The 17,488-nt window shown below is 45.1% G+C and carries 14 protein-coding genes; 10 read left to right on the forward strand and 4 right to left on the reverse strand.

Features of this window, described 5'->3' with window-relative positions; genetic code table 11:
- Nucleotides 1–23: 23 nt before the first annotated feature.
- Entirely contained in the window at nt 24–2,015 is a 1,992-nt protein-coding gene (locus VJL_RS09575; RefSeq protein ID WP_038877486.1) for a peptidase U32 family protein, read from the reverse strand.
- A gap of 218 nt (nt 2,016–2,233) precedes the next feature.
- Between VJL_RS09575 and VJL_RS09580 the strand changes: the two genes are divergently transcribed.
- Nucleotides 2,234–2,683: a DUF302 domain-containing protein gene (locus tag VJL_RS09580; RefSeq protein ID WP_038877489.1), complete on the forward strand. Its 450-nt coding sequence runs from the start codon at nt 2,234–2,236 to the stop codon at nt 2,681–2,683.
- A gap of 28 nt (nt 2,684–2,711) precedes the next feature.
- Here the strand turns inward: VJL_RS09580 and VJL_RS09585 are convergent, their stop codons facing one another.
- The gene (locus tag VJL_RS09585; protein WP_038877492.1) at nt 2,712–3,650 is read right to left on the reverse strand and encodes a hypothetical protein; all 939 of its coding nucleotides are present in this window, start codon (nt 3,648–3,650) and stop codon (nt 2,712–2,714) included.
- Between the two features lie 438 nt (nt 3,651–4,088).
- On the opposite strand from VJL_RS09585, the gene VJL_RS09590 reads away from it, so the two are divergent.
- Nucleotides 4,089–6,839, forward strand: a complete 2,751-nt coding sequence (locus VJL_RS09590; protein ID WP_038877495.1) for a M16 family metallopeptidase — start codon at nt 4,089–4,091, stop codon at nt 6,837–6,839.
- Nucleotides 6,840–6,904: 65 nt separating this feature from the next.
- On the opposite strand, the gene VJL_RS09595 is transcribed toward VJL_RS09590, so the two are convergent.
- A complete protein-coding gene (locus VJL_RS09595; RefSeq protein WP_038877498.1) occupies nt 6,905–7,231 on the reverse strand; it encodes a 2Fe-2S iron-sulfur cluster-binding protein in 327 nt (108 codons plus the stop codon).
- A gap of 208 nt (nt 7,232–7,439) precedes the next feature.
- Between VJL_RS09595 and VJL_RS09600 the strand changes: the two genes are divergently transcribed.
- The 8 genes from VJL_RS09600 (at nt 7,440) to VJL_RS09635 (ending at nt 16,589) form a co-directional block, all read left to right on the forward strand.
- A complete protein-coding gene (locus tag VJL_RS09600; protein WP_038868873.1) occupies nt 7,440–7,868 on the forward strand; it encodes a Spy/CpxP family protein refolding chaperone in 429 nt (142 codons plus the stop codon).
- Between the two features lie 568 nt (nt 7,869–8,436).
- The gene (locus VJL_RS09605; protein WP_038868874.1) at nt 8,437–9,237 is read left to right on the forward strand and encodes a tyrosine-type recombinase/integrase; all 801 of its coding nucleotides are present in this window, start codon (nt 8,437–8,439) and stop codon (nt 9,235–9,237) included.
- 394 nt (nt 9,238–9,631) lie between these two features.
- On the forward strand, nt 9,632–10,366 hold the full coding sequence (locus VJL_RS09610; RefSeq protein ID WP_038868877.1) for a helix-turn-helix domain-containing protein: 735 nt from the start codon (nt 9,632–9,634) through the stop codon (nt 10,364–10,366).
- A gap of 332 nt (nt 10,367–10,698) precedes the next feature.
- A complete protein-coding gene (locus VJL_RS09615) occupies nt 10,699–11,232 on the forward strand; it encodes a fimbrial protein (protein WP_009706582.1) in 534 nt (177 codons plus the stop codon).
- A gap of 69 nt (nt 11,233–11,301) precedes the next feature.
- Nucleotides 11,302–13,767, forward strand: a complete 2,466-nt coding sequence (locus VJL_RS09620) for a fimbria/pilus outer membrane usher protein (RefSeq protein WP_081094901.1) — start codon at nt 11,302–11,304, stop codon at nt 13,765–13,767.
- A 17-nt stretch (nt 13,768–13,784) separates the two neighbouring features.
- Nucleotides 13,785–14,543 (forward strand): fimbrial biogenesis chaperone, encoded by a 759-nt coding sequence (locus VJL_RS09625; RefSeq protein ID WP_038877503.1) that lies wholly within the window; start codon nt 13,785–13,787, stop codon nt 14,541–14,543.
- A complete protein-coding gene (locus tag VJL_RS09630; protein WP_038868883.1) occupies nt 14,543–15,583 on the forward strand; it encodes an adhesin in 1,041 nt (346 codons plus the stop codon). The genes VJL_RS09625 and VJL_RS09630 overlap by 1 nt, the downstream gene beginning before the upstream one ends.
- 10 nt (nt 15,584–15,593) lie before the next feature.
- Nucleotides 15,594–16,589, forward strand: a complete 996-nt coding sequence (locus VJL_RS09635) for an OmpA family protein (protein ID WP_038877505.1) — start codon at nt 15,594–15,596, stop codon at nt 16,587–16,589.
- 113 nt (nt 16,590–16,702) lie between these two features.
- Here the strand turns inward: VJL_RS09635 and VJL_RS09640 are convergent, their stop codons facing one another.
- On the reverse strand, nt 16,703–17,089 hold the full coding sequence (locus tag VJL_RS09640; RefSeq protein WP_005434277.1) for a DUF2541 family protein: 387 nt from the start codon (nt 17,087–17,089) through the stop codon (nt 16,703–16,705).
- Nucleotides 17,090–17,488 lie beyond the last annotated feature (399 nt).

A 17,488-nucleotide genomic window follows, 5' to 3' on the forward strand; every position in this document is an offset into this window, starting at 1 on the left:
GCGGTGAATCCGATGAGATTCCGTTACAAGCCTTTCAAGTATTGAGCGTTTGCCGTCGGGTGAATCGCGGTATTAAGTGCTTCAACATGCTGCTCATTGTATTCATTCAGCAGAGCGGTAAAGGCATCGATCAATTCAGGTTTGGTCATCGTGACTTTGGTTTCTGTCTGGATGTCGCGCAGATCGATCAGCACGTCTGTAAACAGTTGCGGCAAATCTTGCAGTACTTGCAGGTTCAGCACGTTATGTTCGCTGTAAATTGCGTTATGGCTGCCTTTTTGCTTTTGTACCACATATGGGTTGTCTTTTAGGTTGATGATCGATGTGCGCTTGTCACAACGCTTCAAACAGCCTTTATTTACCTTAATCTTGCGGCAACCTTCGGTTTGTTGGAACAAACATTGGCGACTAGTCAGCAGTGTGTTTGGGTGGTAAATGCTGTAGTAGCTGCGCATGTTGTGCGGACGCTTAATGTGGCGCATCTGCTTCATGTTCAGCTCGTTAGAGATAAACGCACCACTTGCGGCGAACTCTTCTTGCAAACATTTGAACGAGTAGGAGTTCACCGTGTTCATCTGCGGGCCTGCAACCCAACCTAATCCCAGTTCTTGAGCCAACATGCCCACGCCAGAGTTATTGGTGATCGACAATTCTGGCTTCACTGCTTCTAAGAATGCACGTGCGGCTTGGTAATCGTCACCAATCAGAATCGCAGGGAACCAAGGTTTCAATCTTGGGTTTGCTTGGAACAACTCAATCATCGCATTCAGTTCACCTGCCAATCCCATTGGTAGCTGGAAATACACATCGACATTGCTGTATTCGCATAGTGCGGTGTCTTCTAGTGATGAAATCAAGACAGATAGCTTCGGAGCGCCTTCGCGCATATCTGGTTGAGGTAGCGTCGGTAAAGTCGGTACATCAATCGCGCCTTTTAGGCTGCTGCCAGAGGCTTGCGTTGAAGTCACATCAAAATCTTGAGTCTTCTCTGCAACCTTCTCAATGATTGCGGTTTTGTCGTCGTAGAGCTTTTTCTTCACGCCTTGCACATCATCGGCGGATTCGCATTTGTAGATCTTCGAGAAGTGTTTTACGGCGTGATCGCGAGGGTTGTCGATGTACATCGCTTTACCGAAATCGCCTTGCAAAAACGCGTTAGAGAAATCACGGTTAAATACGGTGTACAACTCTTTGGTGTCGTTTGACAGTTCTACGCCATCACACAAGCGGTCAATCTGTTTCCGCCAGTTATCGACCACGGTGTAAACGTAGTGAGATTTCTTAATGCGGCCTTCCACTTTCAATGAATATACGCCCGCATCGGCAAGTGCTTCTAAATCGCCAAATGCTGAGTTGTCCTTCATGTTGAGAGGGTAGCTGTTGCCTGTTTTGGTGGTTTCGTATTGCTCACGACAAGGCTGGCCGCAGCGACCACGGTTGCCCGAAGCACCGTTTCGCGCAGAACTGATGTAGCAAATGCCAGAGAAACCAATGCAGTAAGAGCCGTGCACAAACACTTCCATCATCACATCATGCTCACGACCAAACTGAGCTAGATGTTTGATCTCATTGATGTTCAGTTCACGAGAGAGGTTCACACGGCTCGCCGTCAACTGATTTAGGAACAAGATCTGTCCTTCATTGTGCGTGTTGAGCTGGGTTGAAGCGTGTACATCTAAATCTGGGAAATGGTTCTTGAGAATGTAAGCCAAACCAAGATCTTGCACGATCACGCCATCAATCGCGGTGGTGTTTAATTGGCTGAGCAAACGCACGATGGCTGGGATTTCGCTTTCCAGTATCAATACGTTCAGAGTCAGGAAGATCTTACAGTTGTGCTGATGAGTTAGCGTCAGCACGCCATTCAAGTTATCTAAAGTGAGGTTGGTCGCTCGGTTGCGGGCATTAAAACGGTCTAGTCCGCAGTAGATAGCATCGGCACCCGCAGCAATGGCAGCTTTGATGGAATCCAGATCGCCGCCCGGGGCTAATAACTCAAATTGATCGCGTGTCACTAGTTATCTCTTACTCAGTAAAATAGGTCACGTATTTTATGTGCTTCACGGTTTTAATGTTGGACTGATTAACGCTTTATTAATCTGAATCAATTTTCACTCTGAGTCGGTCTATTGTTGATAAGGAAAGCCGAAAATCAAACACGTACAGGTCGCGAGTCTGGGGCTTGGCTTCTATAGTTTTTGGGTAGTGAGATCGAAGCATAAGGAATCAGCAGATGGTAAAAGCAATAACGGTAGGATTAGTCGCAGCGTTGGCGTCATTTTCCTCTTTGGCAGAAGAAAGTGTGGTACGAGTCGCGAGTCAACATTCGGTGCAAGATACCGCGAATAAGTTTGTCGAAATAGCGCAAAGTAAGGGCTTAAACGTGTTTGCACGTGTGAATCACCAAGAGAATGCGGCTAAGGTCGATATGGCGCTACGTCCAACCGAAGTGATTGTGTTTGGTAATCCCAAAGTGGGCACGCCGCTGATGCAATGCGCACAAGAAGTCGCGATCGATTTGCCGCAAAAAGTGTTGGTTTATGAAGATGCAGAAGGCAAAACTTGGCTCGCTTACAACAACCCAATGTATTTAAAAGAGCGCCACAAGATTGAAGGGTGTGACGAGGTGTTAGCCAAAGTCAGTGGTGTACTGAGTAAGCTCACAGGGGCGGCTGCTAAGTAGACTTTCGACGTCCTTGAGAGCTTGATCATTATGCCGCCTGAGGTCTTGGTCTTTCCATGTGTGAGCAGCATTCTGGAAGCCACCCGTTGCGATGAGCGGCGTTGTATGCCCCGCGGCAGCAGCGTAACCAATCTCGCTTGTTTGCGAAGTAGGACGCGCTGCCTTTGCAAATTTTGAGCGTCCACTTTGAGCGAGCAGAACGCATGTGTTCACAGCACTTTTGTGTCCAGCCATTGCGGTGTGCTGCGAAATACGCGCCACTGCACCCTTCTTGCCATGCAGTTCGCGTTCGATAATTAGCTGCACTGGCTTTACATGTTTCGAACGTCCATTTTTTCTGTGTTCTTGGCGCCCCCATGTGCTCACAGCATTCGTCTAACCATCCGCGATTTCTCGCTGCTTGGTAAGCGCTTTTGCAAGCGGCAATCCACTCAGTGCGGGTCTGGAAGGCGCTTGCGCTTTTGACGCAGGCTTGTCGATTCCACTTCAACTCTATTTGTTTCATGTGCTGGCAGCAGTCTTCTAGCCAGCCGTTTCGGTTGGCCGCGTTATAAGCACCGCTGCAACCGCGTTGCCAATCGGAGCGTGTTTGGTACTGTTTGGCGTTGTCTGCACAAGTTTCGAAGGTCCATTTTTTACCGGTCCGAGAAGGGAGCATATGTGCACAGCAATCTTCTACCCAGCCGTTTTTACGGGCGGCGTGGTAAGCACTTTTACAGCCCCGGTTCCATTGTGACCGTGTGTTGTATCGCGCAGCGCTTTGTTTGCATTTCTCAAATGTCCATTTGATGCCGACTCGCTGCATGTGCGCGCAACACTGATCTAGCCATCCATTACGATAAGCGGCGCTGTAGGCTGCCTTGCACCCTTCGCACCATTGGGTTCGTGTCTGATAATGAGCCGCACTCTGTTTGCACAGTTCGAGACTCCATTTTCCGCGTTTTTTGGGAAGATCCATTAGGTTCATAAGCGCACCCCTTCAAACGTTTTTAACTGGTGATGTTGAGCCGTTTCCCTAGATAAAAGTCTGCCGTACTCTCTGTGGAGTTTGCTTTCGCTGACAGGTGATGGTGATGATTGTTATGCCTTTTTGTACGGTTTTTTCGCCCTTTCGGGTCAAATGAAGACAAAAGTAGTGGAAGGAGAAAATAGAATAGGGTTAAACGAGTCGGTTTATTTGTGCGCTAGCGCAAGAATTTAATCGGTGCATGACGATCAGCTTCATCCATACTGAAGAAACCTAATTTTAAATTAGCAAAGCGTTATCTAAGTCTTTGTAAATGATTCTTATTTTTATAAAGTGTGATCGAAGTCTTACTATTCGGGCGTATATTTCATATTAAATATCAAGCATATGACGTGATCGATATATTGCCTCAATTAATCATTGTTAGGGACGATAGTTATGCGTAGCACGTTGTTAATTCCCGCATTATTGCTGTCAGGGTGCGCTCTGACGCCCCAATCTACACCTCTTCAAACTGACCCTAATTGGGTTGTTGACCAACTTCCCAATGGGATGAAATACCACATTTACCCAACTCAAGATGAAGAAGTTTCGGTACGTTTGATGATGAACGTTGGCTCATTCCAAGAAGAAGCCAATCAAAAAGGCTATGCACACTTTATTGAGCACATGGCGTTCAACGGCAGTACCCATTTTTCTGGTAATGATGTAGTGAAGTTGTTTGAAGCTTCTGGTGGCAGTTTTGGTGCAGATATCAATGCCACAACGACCTATCAACAGACGACCTATAAGTTGGATTTGGCTAACCCTGACAAGCTTGATGATGCGCTAACTTGGATGCGCGACATCAGTGATGGTATTCAGTTTGATCCAACACAAGTGGAGAAAGAGAAAGGCGTCATTTTAGGTGAGTGGCGACGTTCTCGTCCCGATGATAAATCCCTATCTTTTAACGCGTACCAAGCTTCAATTGAAGGAACGCCTTACGCAGAGCACGACCCTATTGGTACACGTAGTTCTATAGAAAACACAACTTCGCCTGCACTCAAAACGTTTTATGACAAATGGTATCAACCACAATACGCAGAGCTTATCGTGACGGGTAATGTGGATGCAGAATCACTGACTAAGATTATTGAGAGTAAGTTTTCTAACTGGGATAGTACATCCGATGCTGTTGTTGAAAAACGTCGTGATATCCGAGCAAAAAATGCAGATCGTATTTTGCCAAGTAGTCAGATGGAGTCGCCGAGTTTGCATTTGATTATCGACCGAGATTCGGTGAGTCGTCAAACCATGCAAGATCAACATAAAGCATGGCAAGATGAAATCAGTGCTCAACTTATTCAACAACGCCTACTTAGTGTTTTGAATGATGCTGCGGAGTCATTTCAATACGCGTACGCACAACCATACTCTTCAAACTATCACCGCATGATGTCTGCTGGTGTTTCATTTGCACCAGAGCGCCGAGAGAAAATCCAACAAATCTTCATGAACACATTGACGTCCTTGCGTGACTATGGTGTTACTCAACAAGAACTCGACGGGATCATGTCGGGTTGGTATGGGGAGCTGGCTAATCTCGATTCTGATTGGTCGAAACGCAAACCAGCAGGCTATGCAGAAGCGCGTGTATTCCAACTAGAACAAGATTCAGTGAGCCAATCCAAAGCAGGCTATGAATTGAGCTTGTCGACGTTTGTTAAGAGCAATACGCTAACCCATGCGAATGAAGCGTTGGAGGCTCTTCTTTCTCAGCCAGCAAGTTTTGTTGTCGGCTTAGGTAAAACAGAAAATAAAGCTCAGTTCGCTGGAGAATTTGCCCTGTTGAGTGCCGCTTACGCACAAGCGGGGGAAAAGCCTTTGAACATGTACGCGAAAGCCGATGGTTTTGTTCAGCCAAAGAAAGAAGGCACTATTGTAAGTACTCGTGAAGATGCGGGTGGTTTCCAAGTGTATACCTTGTCAAACGGTGTGGATGTTTGGTTCCAAAAGGATGATAAAGCGGCCAATCGAGCTTATGTTTACTTCGTCAGCCAAGGTGGTAAAGCCGCGTTAGATAAGCCACTGTATCCTGCGTTTGACGTGGCAACGATGGCAGCAGCTCGTAGTGGTTTGGGTGATTTTTCTGGTTCTGAACTCGACAGTTATTTACGTAAAAACGATATCTCGTTGTTCCCTATTTTAGGGCCAACTAACCATGGCATAGAGGTCATTACTCCGAAAGCGCATTTGGCGAGTGCGTTAAATGGTTTGTACAACATTGCCACTGATATCAAAGTGGATGAACGCCAACTCGAAGCGGTGAAACGAGAGTTTCTTCAGCAGCGCCGTGCCTTTTTTGAGTCGTCGATGGGGAAATGGATTAAAGCGGCGAACGAAAACTCGTACTTACCAAACAGTCGCCATCGTTTGTTACCAAGTGATGGTGTAAAGGATGTGACACCTGAGCAGGTTCAAGCGGTACATGATGCTTTGTTCAACTACAATCGCGGTTTTAAAATGGTCATTGTGGCGGATGTTGAACCAGAACAAATTACCCCATTGTTGCGTAAATACGTCGCCTCGATTGATATGCAGGTAGGGGAACCGGTGGATTACTCGATTGAGTTCAACCCAAATGCATTAAGCCGAACGGTGATGGAAGAAGGTAACGAACCGTCATCGATGTATTTATTACGTCTAACCAATCAGCACGAGTCGCCAAGAACTGGGCATGACATGATTGTGGAAGACATGCTTCAACGTATTGCGGCTGCGCGTGTTACAGAGCAATTACGTGAAGATGCAAGCTTGGATTACAGCCCGAGTATTTATCCAATCACACAAGATCGTGAAATGGTGTCCGACTGGTTCTTGGAATCTCAAATCGATCCTAAAGACGTTAGCAAAATGGATGCGCAGTTAGATAAGGTTTTTGATGAACTGGCTAAAAATATCACTCAAAAAGAGGTTGATACCGCAGCTAAACAACTTGCGGTTGCAATGAAGGATTTGGATGATAATCCGGGCCAACGTAGCTGGGCTTACACACGCTATCTTGTTCATGGATATGGTTTAAACACATTGCTTGATGTAGATAAAGCGGCTCAGAGTGTGACGTTAGAAGAAGTAAAAGCCAAAGCGAAAGAGGCATTTGGCATCAAAGCTAAGCGAACAACGATTATTCTAAATCCAAAATCGTAATCATCTACAAGGGCGACGTGTGAGTCGCCCTTTTTCTGTCTCGCTTTGCCAATTCCTTGCGCGATTTAGCCACATTGGCAGGGCTTTGTTTCGCCTTTCTTTATTTGTTGTCTGTAAGTTTTTATCGCTTGTTTACGTTCTTCGTCTAAATCTGCGCGGCGCACAATCACTTTCATGCCTGATTGAGGCTTTACCTTACACGCGTAAAGAGGCGTGCCATTAACTTCTACTTTGCAAGCATGGCAGCAACCGTGTTTACGCTTGTTCTTTAGGCAGGGCGCAGCGATATTCACTTTGACCTTGCGGGCTGTTTCTACCAAGTTCTGATCATCTGGTGAAATCGCGATTTGATGGTTATCAATCTCTATGATTGCAGGTTTGAAGGTAAACATAATCTCTTAAAATTCAGTAAAACAATAACTAAGACGACAGAGGCCGAAAAAAGACGACGCATTTCCTTATTTTTTGTTCGGTTCCTTGCGATGCACTTCTAATGCTGTTTTTGTGAAGGAAAGTCGCACATTAATAATAGGCAGGAAACCATATGGTATCGCTTGAGTCTGACCTTACTCCTGATTGAAGTAAATAAAGGTTCCCCCAATGAAACGCTACTTATTGTCGACAATTTTACTCCTAAGCAGTGCCAATGTATTTGCAGAAGCGGCACCCACTCAACCTGTAGCGCCAAAACCATTTGGTTTAGAAAGCATTACTGCTGATCAGCAAGCTAAGATTGAAGAAATTCAGCTTAACTTAAGCAGTACGCTGACTCAGGAGCAATCGCCACAAGATATCCAAGAAAGTGCGAAGCAGTTTGAGAAGTTAGTAAAAGCGTCATCGTTTGACGAAGCAAAAGCAAAAGCGCTGCTTGAACGAGCTAACAAGACACAAATCGATGTCCAGCTTGCAAAACTAAAAGCACAAAACGACATTTACAACGTTCTGACTGATGAGCAGAAGTCGACGTTAGAAAAGCGCCAACAAGAACAAATTAAAAAGTTTGAATCGATGAAGCAGCAAGCTCAGTAATCGAACGATTTTAATTGTCTAATTGATTAAAAAGACACCTGATTAATAGGTGTCTTTTTTCTTGTCATTCAAAAATGAAAGGGACCTTTCCCATTCCTTAAATTAACGGTTATGAGCGGTGCTTTAAGGTCATCAAAACGTAACAAATTTAATGAGACTTATTGTGATGTTGGTTCAGTAAAAAAATTCTAATGATAACTAGATCACAAAACGAAGGCTTATCTAACGGGTGAGCACCGTTCTTATCACCAAGCAAACCGCCATCTTTCTGAGTAAAAAGTCAATATAGTTATAAGTCTAGATAAATTATCAAGTTAAGAGATGTATTTACCGAACAGATCAGCACTGTCGGAAGGCCAATTCAGCTTGATATAGTCCAGAGGATTTTGTGCAGGGGATTGGGCTCAACCAATCATTGCCTGCCCTGCACCATAGCATGAGAAAAATACGCTCAAACACGGGTTAATAAGCATTGGGTAATAACTGACGAACACTCATCCTTATTACTCATGGTTGTTTGAACTATATTTTAATTATTAATAATTATAACGCAATGGAAGGTATGTTTATGAGTACCGTACAGGCAATCAGTGACAAGCGCCTTGTAAAAAAAGCAGAGAAATACCTCAAGAGTCATCATGATGAAGTGTATTGGCTAATTTGGAGAATAGGTATTGAAACAGGGCTACGAATTACCGATATCACCAAGTTGGGTTACGATAATATCAATTTCGAATCCGGAGAAGTGGTTGTGATTGAGAGTAAAGGCACGCTAGCCCGACAAGCCAGAGCGAGGCATAAAGTCTTAAAAAGTGTCAAAAATGAGTTGCTTAACTACTACAAGCGTGATCACACAAAACTGCTTTCTGTTTACGTATGTGACTATCGACACATCACTGATCTTGTTCCTCGCTGCTGGAAAGATAGCGTCCAAACACGATTAGAAGAAGCAACCAAAAGTGCGCCAGTGAAAAAAAGAGTGGCTTATCTCAGTCCGCGAACATTAACGGCATTAAAAAAGCGACAAAGAGTATGGCAAGGTCGAGACAGCGGATTCATCTTTTCAAGAGCGACACTGGGCAGTAATCGTGCAAAAAGACAGCGAGGTGTCATTTCTCGACAAGCGTGCTGGCGGGTATTCTCATGCTTATCTTGTTGTATCGATGAGCTTCGCCAACACAAGATTGGTTGTCACAGCCTGCGTAAAATCTTTGCACGTCACCTTTATCATTCAAGTGATATGGATATTGGCCTTGTTGCTACTATCATCGGTCATCAATCTGTTGCGACGACATTGAGGTACATTGGCATATCTGATGAAGATACAAGAAGGGCGCAATTGCGGCTGTTTGACTACTTTTTCGCATAGCCAATAACAACACAGTTCATATTCTCAATGACTGAGGAAGCGACCGCGACCTCACGTTTTCTAATGTCTTGAATTCCTAGCGCTGATTATTTGCGTCTTTTTTCTGCATCCATTTGTGGCTAAAACGCACGGTGAGTCATCGATTTCTTGATAGGGTTGCTCAGGTAAAGGCTGAATCTATCGATATCAACGTAGTTGTTCTTTACCATTGAATCAAAATGCCGTTTTTGTACATTTCTCTTTATTTTTTAATGGCATAGCATCAAATAACTCGAGACAAATTCTACAACCTATCCTCCTCAAACATACAGAGCATGTCCGTATTGCTTAACTTTTTTATGCCTATTTAACCTCTTGATTCATAAGTCAATTAAGCAGTGCTGGAGAACAGTAGATGAAATCGAACTTTTCTCATCACCTTCGAATGACACGAAAGAGAAGAGGTTGGTCTCAAAGAGAGTTAGTTGAGCGCTTGCACGATCTTTCCTTCTCTTTGTTTTCTGGGCTTGATGTGAATGCACTTTCTCGTTGGGAAAGCGAGAAGATACAACCGACACCTGAACGAATGGTTCAAATATTTAGAGCTCTCAGAATCAGTGTAGATGAACTTAAGGTTTGTGGCTTTCCGAAAAAACCTCAACTGATGAAGAGATTTGAGCGCTTTCGAAGAGGAAATTTTGGACTGATTGAACTTCCCCAAAGGCAGGGGAGGTGGCGGCGTTTAAAAGAAAAAGGCAGTGGTTATAAGTTTCTTAGAAGTCTCTGTTCCGTTGAGGAGTATGAGCCGTTTGTGACAGGTAGGGAGCGAACGGAGCAGTGGTCTGTTACTGGGTGCTATTTAGCATCAGTCACATATCGAATCGAAGGCGATACTTTCATTCTTCTCCACTCTGAAAGCTTAACTTACAGTGCGTTGCTGTCGACGATTGAGCGTTTGATTGAGCTATTGTACGAAAGTGAGGCAAAATTTTTTTGGATCGTCGCGGCTGAAAGAAAAGCGGCAAAGAAAGCTCGAGTCCTTCAGCTTGAAGAGGTTGGCTTTTGTTCGAATATATATTCTGGAACGTCAGATTATGTATTAGGCGAGTTGTTGACTATTCGCACTTGGAGCTCCTCAAATAACACTTAATTTTCACGAATTGTACGTCGAGTCATCGTTATCTTCGGAAAAACGTTTAATTGGATGAATGTAAATTGGAACAGGTAAATAACATATAGGCTCGTAACAAGAATGCATTATTTCTTGATGAAAAGGAGCAAATAATTTAGGGAGAATTAATGATTTAGAACTTAATAACATTCACGCTAACCAAAAATCATAATGTTTGTGAAACGATACAAACATATCGAGTTGGAAATAAAACGTTTCCATCCACACATTTATTAAAAACTAAATTGCAACAATAAGAAGTCATCACTTCTTGTCTGCATTTATTCGCTAAAAATACACGGGATTTAAAAATGAAAGCTAAATTCATTCGCTCATCAATCGCAGCTACTTTTCTTTTTGGACTGATGTCTGCAACCCCTGCTTTGGCAGAAAACACGACCAACGTTTACTTCAAAGGTGAAATCGTAGAATCAGCATGTGGTCTATCACCAGACAGCATCGATCAGACAATCCAACTTGGTCAACAGCCAACGCACATCTTTAAAGCAAAAGGTGACCGCTCTACACCAGTGCCTTTCCAAGTGAAACTGACGGACTGTGATACGACTGTAGCAACAAAAGCGGAATTCACATTCGATTCTAACCCAGACACTACTGGCGACCTATTCAGCGTTGAAGGCGGTGCAACGGGCGTTGGCGTACGTATCCTTCACGATGGTAACCCAATCGACAACGGTGACGTAGCAGCAAGCAACGTAATCGTAGACGGCACAAACATCGCGTCTTTCTCTGCAGCGTATGAAGCAAACGTAGACGTAACAGCAACACCTGTTACAGCGGGTGTTGCAGAATCTTGGGCGCTACTACGCGTAACGTACCCATAAGCAGTTGCCGAGAGAGCTTTGGCTGTTTAGCCAAAGCTCTCGTTCTAATAAAAAACACTGGTTGATAAAATGCGTCGTCATTTACTCGGTTTAATAATTGTACTTTCCTTTCCTTCTTTTTCTTACGCGACCAGCTTCAATGATTATTTTATAAGAAGTAAAAATAGTGTCGATTTAAGCAAATTCTCGAATGCGAACTTTGTGGAAGACGGTAAATATGAGCTAGAGGTTTATATTAATGGGGAGTTCTTAACCAAAGAAAATATTGTATTTAATAACAATAAACCCTGCATTTCTGATGCATTAATGGACAGCCTTCCTCTTAGCGAGCGTGGTTATAAAGTCTACAAAGAAAACGCGATCTCAGTTGATGGTGGTGTGTGTTATCAGTTTGAAGATGTCGGCTACACCAAAGTCACGTCCGATCTCGGTAAAGCACGTTTAGACATCACAACGCCTCAAGAATACATCGCCAACGAGTACAAATATGGCTTTGTGCCTGATCGTTTATGGGACGATGGCATCGCCGCGCTCTATCTGGATTACAACGTTAACTATTTTTCTAGCCAACAAGACGATGAAAACGGTTGGAATGACGATCTATCCACCTACGGCATTGTTGGGCTAAATGCCGGAGCGTTTCGCTTTCGAGCAAATTACCAAGCATCTAACAACTACTCGGGTGACTTTACTTCATTGTATGGCTACGCGCCGATTCGCAGCATTAAATCGAAATTGACGTTCGGTAATACCCAGTTTGGCTCGGACGTGTACGACTCGTTCCAAATGACGGGTGTTCGCCTGCAAAGCGATGACCAAATGCTGCCATCGAACTTGCGCGGTTACTCGCCAGTGGTCTCTGGCACGGTCAATACCAATGCGGTGATCACCATTCGCCAGCAAGGCAACGTACTTAAAGTGGTGAATGTGAATGCGGGGCCGTATCTGATTGATGACCTAGCACAAGCGTCTCAAGGTACGTTGGATGTTGAGGTCAAACAAGCCGACGGGATGATTCAACGTTACCAAGTGAACGGTGCAGATGTGCTGTACCTAACGCGACCTAATCACGTGCGTTATAGCGTTTCAGCGGGCGTACCGGACAGTGACGCTTATGAGCACACGCCGGAGTTCTTTTCTGCTGAAGCGTCCTATGGTGTCAACAACTACCTGTCGCTGTTCTCTGCAACGCTGCTCTCTGAAGATTACCAATCTTACACTTTCGGTAGTGGTATCAACCTGAATTACTTCGGGGCGGCTTCATTCGATATTTCTTCTGCGCAGGCGAAATTAGGCGACGACACGGATGCCTCTGGCTTGTCTTATGGCTTTACTTACAACAACACGCTGACCGACTTTGGCTTGGGTTTACGTGTGGCGGGCTACCGATTTTCGGAAGAGCAATATTACGAATTTGATGAGTATTTGAAGTCTTATGATGACCGCACTTCTTCCATTGTCTATGCCGCGAACAATAACCGTAAAGATGAAAAGTACATTGCACTAACCCAGAGCTTTGGCTCGACCAGTGCGTATTTGTCTTACACCTCAAACAACTATTGGGACAATCGCCGCGACAGTTCTCGTTACGACGTTAATATTTCGCATCCGTTGAAGATCAACGGGATCGATCTCTACTTAACGATGAACCTGTACAAGTCGAACGATTCATACATCAGTTACGACTACGAGTCGGGCATTAATGAATACTCGCCAAGCATTGACGAAAAAGGTTGGTCATTGGGGATCTCTATTCCTATCGGTGGCAGCAACACTGTCTCAGTTCAAACCAATTCACGCAGTGGTGACTACTCTCAAAACCTTGCCTACTCGGGATACAACAATGATGACGGTTCTAACTATCGTGTTGCTTACGATGTTTACGAGGGTGAATCCAACGGCGTAAGTGGCAACTACAATCGCGATTTCTCATTCATGTCGACGTCTGTTGGTGGCAGCTATAAAACCAACTCGTACAGCCAAGTAAACGCCAATGCGATGGGCACGGTGCTGCTTTCAAAACACGGCTTGGCATACAGCGCACTTAACTCGGGTACGTCGCGCATTCTTATCGACTCGAATGTACCGGACGTCACCATAAACGGTAGCAACAACGAAGAGACCAATGCGTTTGGCTTGGCGCTGATCAATGGCGTGACGCCTTATCAAAAGAGCTATAACACCATCGATTACAAATCACTACCTGATGATGTTGAGGTGCTCGGCAGCGTTAAGAGCATGGTGCTGACCGAAGGTGCGATTGGCTATCAAAAAATTAAGGCCCGCCAAGGCAGCAACTTTATGGCGCACTTGCAAAGCGAACAAGACATTCCGTTTGGCGCATTGGTGTTTGACGACGAACTCAATCAAGAGATTGGCATTGTTGGGCAAGACTCAACGGCTTATCTGGTCGGCGTCAATCTCGATTCAAAAATCAGTGTGAGCTGGGGGGATAACCAAAGCTGCCACTTAATCATTGATGACTCAATCCTAAATAGTAAAGAAGTCATCCGTTCCGTTCATTGTGATAATTAATCAGTAGTTGAGAAGTTATGAAAAAATCAATTCTAGCCGTCATGTGTTGTTTGATGGTCTCGGCATCGGCGAATGCAGCATTGGCTTTAGACCGAACTCGTGTGGTTTATGAAGGTAACTCAAAGGTAGAGACCGTCAAAATAAAGAACCCCGCTGACATTCCATTCTTGGCGCAATCTTGGTTGACGGACATGGACGGAAAGGATGTAGAAGACAAATTCATCGTTGTTCCACCCGTGTTGAGAATCGAGAGTAAAGATTACGCCATGTTGCGCATCAAATCTTTGCCAACCGCTTCCCAACTGCCGCAAGACAGGGAAACGGCTTACTTCTTACATGTTCGCGAAGTGCCGCCTTCGGAGCATGACAAGCACGATGATGCTGTCACAGAGACTGCCAGTGGTTCTATCCAAATTGCAATTGAATCGGTGATCAAATTTTTCTATCGACCTTCCAGTCTGGACAAGATTAAGCGCGTCGATAAAGCGGTGGCGAGCGCGACCAAAATTAAGCGCACGGACAGCAATAAGATCTTGGTAGAAAACGGTTCGCCATTTTACGTGACTTACTCTGAATTGATGGTGGGGAAAGCGAAAAAAGACGCGACGGGTTTCACCCCTGTGATGCTGGCGCCGTTTACTAGCAGAACCTTGAAAGTAGAAAAGAGCGACCGATACACGTTAAGCCACATCAATGATTATGGTGCCACGGTGAGCAACACCTATTTCTGCAATTCAAAAAGCATTTGCACGGCCAAAGACGAAAGTGAGGGTTAATGATGAGAGCGTTATTTCTAACACTTTGTTTGCTCGTTACGGGGCTCTCAATGGCTCCCAATGCGTGGGCGTTAGCCTGCTACAGCACAGAAGCCGGTGGGAGTTTTGGTGGGAGTGGTCCTGGCGGTGTAAGCAGTTTCTACATTGATCCTTCTGCATCGGTACCCATTGATGCGCCTGATGGGCAAGTGGTATGGCGTGGCCCGTCTCAAACGGTGAATGTTACTTGCTATAAAGATGCGACGAATTTCCCTCACCTGAAGGATTTCCCCGAACAAGTGTTCTTTTGGCCCGGTAAAACGGGAGATACCGTCGTCCCGAATATTCCCGGTATTAAGGTAGGGTTTCGATATGAAGGCCGAGATATTTATGGTGTAAAAACGGCGGTCGATGGCTTCAGGGTTCCTCAGTGTAGTGCTAGTGAAGACAACAACGCTTGTGAATCACGCACTAAAACATCCAAAACCATTACATACCAGCCCATCATTGTTACGGGGCCGGGGGACTTCTCTGGATATAGCGCGCCGGTCAACATTTTCCAGTTAGATGGGGAGTTAGGTTACAACGGTGCGTATGCGAACTACCGCAGCGTAATTCAGAACATGGACATCCTTAAGCCTTCTAAATGTTTGGTTGAGCTGGAGATCAAGAACAATAACATCGACTACGGGCGCATTGGTGTGGACGATATTGTGCAAACCGAGCCTCGCCCTCTCACTATTATCGTTCGCAACTTAAAGTACGGAGCCGATTGTCCATCCGTTAAGCTGCGTGGTTATTTTGATAACGTGCGTGATCTGACCAACCGATCTTATGTGCCTGTCTTTGACGAAAGCGGCAAAGAAATCAAATCCTACGGCATCAAGCTTTACACCCCAAGTGGTGAAGAGGTGCAACTTAATGAGCCTGTCGGTGATGGCTACGAAGTAGAGCAAGTCGGCTATGACCGTTACCTCGCCAAACTGGTGCCTTTCGACCCTGCCAACATTAAGAAAGGGAAGTTCGAGGGAATGGTGGTGTACACCGTTTCTTACTTATAGGGGAAGGCTTGTGAATTACAAACAAATGATTTTGTTCGCGATTTCTGTTTTTGCACTCTCCCCAGTTTTGGCACAAGAGGCTCAGCAAGTCGACGAACCCGAGAAAGGCGTTATCGATACTTTGGTATCCAATGGGTTGTATTTTCAAGTGGGAGGGGGACTCGCTCAGTTTAAAGACGATCCTTACAAGCACGACAACGACATCACCAGTTTGAAGTACAGCTTAGGTATCTCGACGCAGTCTTTTGACTATGAGTTAGGCTATCGCAGCTTATCGGACGGCAATGGTTTTGACATGAAAGGTTTGGACATTCTCGCCAAACACAAATGGTCACTGTGGCGCGATGGTGGTTTGTTTGCTGGTGTGGGTGGCTACGTCTACAACGCCGACATGGACAAGCCTCAGTTAGATTCACCGACAGAAACCAGCGGCGTGGCACCGTACTTGTCGGTGGGCGGTTACTATGCTCTGAGTGAGTACATCGACGTCTCGTTGCAATTCGACAATCTGTTTAATGTCAGTGTGCTCGATCAGTACTACGACAAAAAAGACACCAAGCAGTTGCGTCAGGTGAACTTGTCTCTGGTGCTTCATCCGTGGTCGAGCAGCAGTTACGATCCGCAACCTATTGAGCACATAGAGGATACGCCAGAAGAGCAAACCGTGATTCTAGCGGAGAACAGTCCGGTTTATAGCTATGACGATGCATCGCTCAACCCAGAGATGGAAGCTCAGTTGATGCAGTTGGCCACTCGAATTACTGAGTTGGAAAGCTATGAAGTGGTGGTGACAGGAGGGGCAGACAGTAAGCCTGCTTATCTGGAGTACAACAATCACTTAGCGAAAGAGCGAGCAAAAGTCGTGGCGGATTTCTTGATTTTGCACGGCGTGAAAGCGAACAACATTCGTCTTGAGACGTCAGTCATTGAACAAGAACATCGCGAGCAAGCCGCGCGCAAAGTCGAAATTACGGTCAATGGAACCGAATTGGTTGTGCCAGAATAAGAACCTTCTTCGTTTCTGACTGACAATAAAAATCCCTCGCCAATCGACGAGGGATTTTTGTATTCGTAGAGAGGAGGATACTCATCCCTTTTGAATGTCGAGATCAGTAACGATTAATCGTTCTTCTCTTTACCGTAAACGCGCACGCCCGCTTTAGAGCCTTCTGAGTTACCGTATACTTCGATGTTTTTCACACAGCGACGGTAACCGAAGTAACGCCAGTCGGTCATCTTGTCTTTCTTTAGATCACGGTGGAAGCGAATGGTTTTCTCGTCACCGTTTTGGAATCGCACAACGACCTTTCTTAGTTCTAGGTCTTTCTCTGCTTTCACTTTGATCGCGTTGGTGTTGCGGCAAATCACCATTGGGATTTTTGCAGCTAGGTTACCGTGCTCAAGCAAGATAGTACGACCTAAAGTGAATTTATCGTCTGCGTGTGCAGGAGCGATAAGTGTTGTTGCAGCCAATGCTGCCGTGATAATAGCGGTATAAATTCTCATTTAAAAAATCACCAAAACACAGGAGCGCGAATCATAGTCGAGCTCAATAAAATTCAGCTAGCAATATTTTTCTTTGTGAATGAAATTTCACAGTCCGCTGACTTTGATTGCATAAATGTGAGAATTTAACGTGTGGGAGAAAAAGTAAGTAGCGGTTTGGGGTAGAAGATATGAACCCATCGATGCCACAAGAGTTGTTGGAAAGCACAGAGGCCAAGATTTGAATCAAAACAAGGGCACGGAATGTGCCCTTTTATGTTTAGGTTTTACTGGGGAGGCTTAGTAGGAAAGGCCATGTCCTATTGGATATTTCACTTCACCCAACACAGTGTTTCCATCTTCATCGAGCTCTATCTCATAGACATTGACTGGGAGTCGTCCTTTTGGCTTGTTTACCCC

It is taken from the genome of Vibrio jasicida CAIM 1864 = LMG 25398, from assembly GCF_000400365.1.
GTDB classification, from domain to species: Bacteria; Pseudomonadota; Gammaproteobacteria; order Enterobacterales; family Vibrionaceae; genus Vibrio; species Vibrio jasicida.

What these genes read in the sequence shown, in the direction of transcription:
- VJL_RS09630 (WP_038868883.1), top strand. Translation starts at nt 14,543, where the DNA reads ATGATGAGAGCGTTATTTCTAACACTTTGTTTGCTCGTTACGGGGCTC.
- VJL_RS09595 (WP_038877498.1), bottom strand. Translation starts at nt 7,231, where the DNA reads ATGTTTACCTTCAAACCTGCAATCATAGAGATTGATAACCATCAAATC.
- VJL_RS09615 (WP_009706582.1), top strand. Translation starts at nt 10,699, where the DNA reads ATGAAAGCTAAATTCATTCGCTCATCAATCGCAGCTACTTTTCTTTTT.
- VJL_RS09640 (WP_005434277.1), bottom strand. Translation starts at nt 17,089, where the DNA reads ATGAGAATTTATACCGCTATTATCACGGCAGCATTGGCTGCAACAACA.
- VJL_RS09620 (WP_081094901.1), top strand. Translation starts at nt 11,302, where the DNA reads ATGCGTCGTCATTTACTCGGTTTAATAATTGTACTTTCCTTTCCTTCT.
- VJL_RS09585 (WP_038877492.1), bottom strand. Translation starts at nt 3,650, where the DNA reads ATGAACCTAATGGATCTTCCCAAAAAACGCGGAAAATGGAGTCTCGAA.
- VJL_RS09625 (WP_038877503.1), top strand. Translation starts at nt 13,785, where the DNA reads ATGAAAAAATCAATTCTAGCCGTCATGTGTTGTTTGATGGTCTCGGCA.
- VJL_RS09590 (WP_038877495.1), top strand. Translation starts at nt 4,089, where the DNA reads ATGCGTAGCACGTTGTTAATTCCCGCATTATTGCTGTCAGGGTGCGCT.
- VJL_RS09605 (WP_038868874.1), top strand. Translation starts at nt 8,437, where the DNA reads ATGAGTACCGTACAGGCAATCAGTGACAAGCGCCTTGTAAAAAAAGCA.
- VJL_RS09600 (WP_038868873.1), top strand. Translation starts at nt 7,440, where the DNA reads ATGAAACGCTACTTATTGTCGACAATTTTACTCCTAAGCAGTGCCAAT.
- VJL_RS09580 (WP_038877489.1), top strand. Translation starts at nt 2,234, where the DNA reads ATGGTAAAAGCAATAACGGTAGGATTAGTCGCAGCGTTGGCGTCATTT.
- VJL_RS09610 (WP_038868877.1), top strand. Translation starts at nt 9,632, where the DNA reads ATGAAATCGAACTTTTCTCATCACCTTCGAATGACACGAAAGAGAAGA.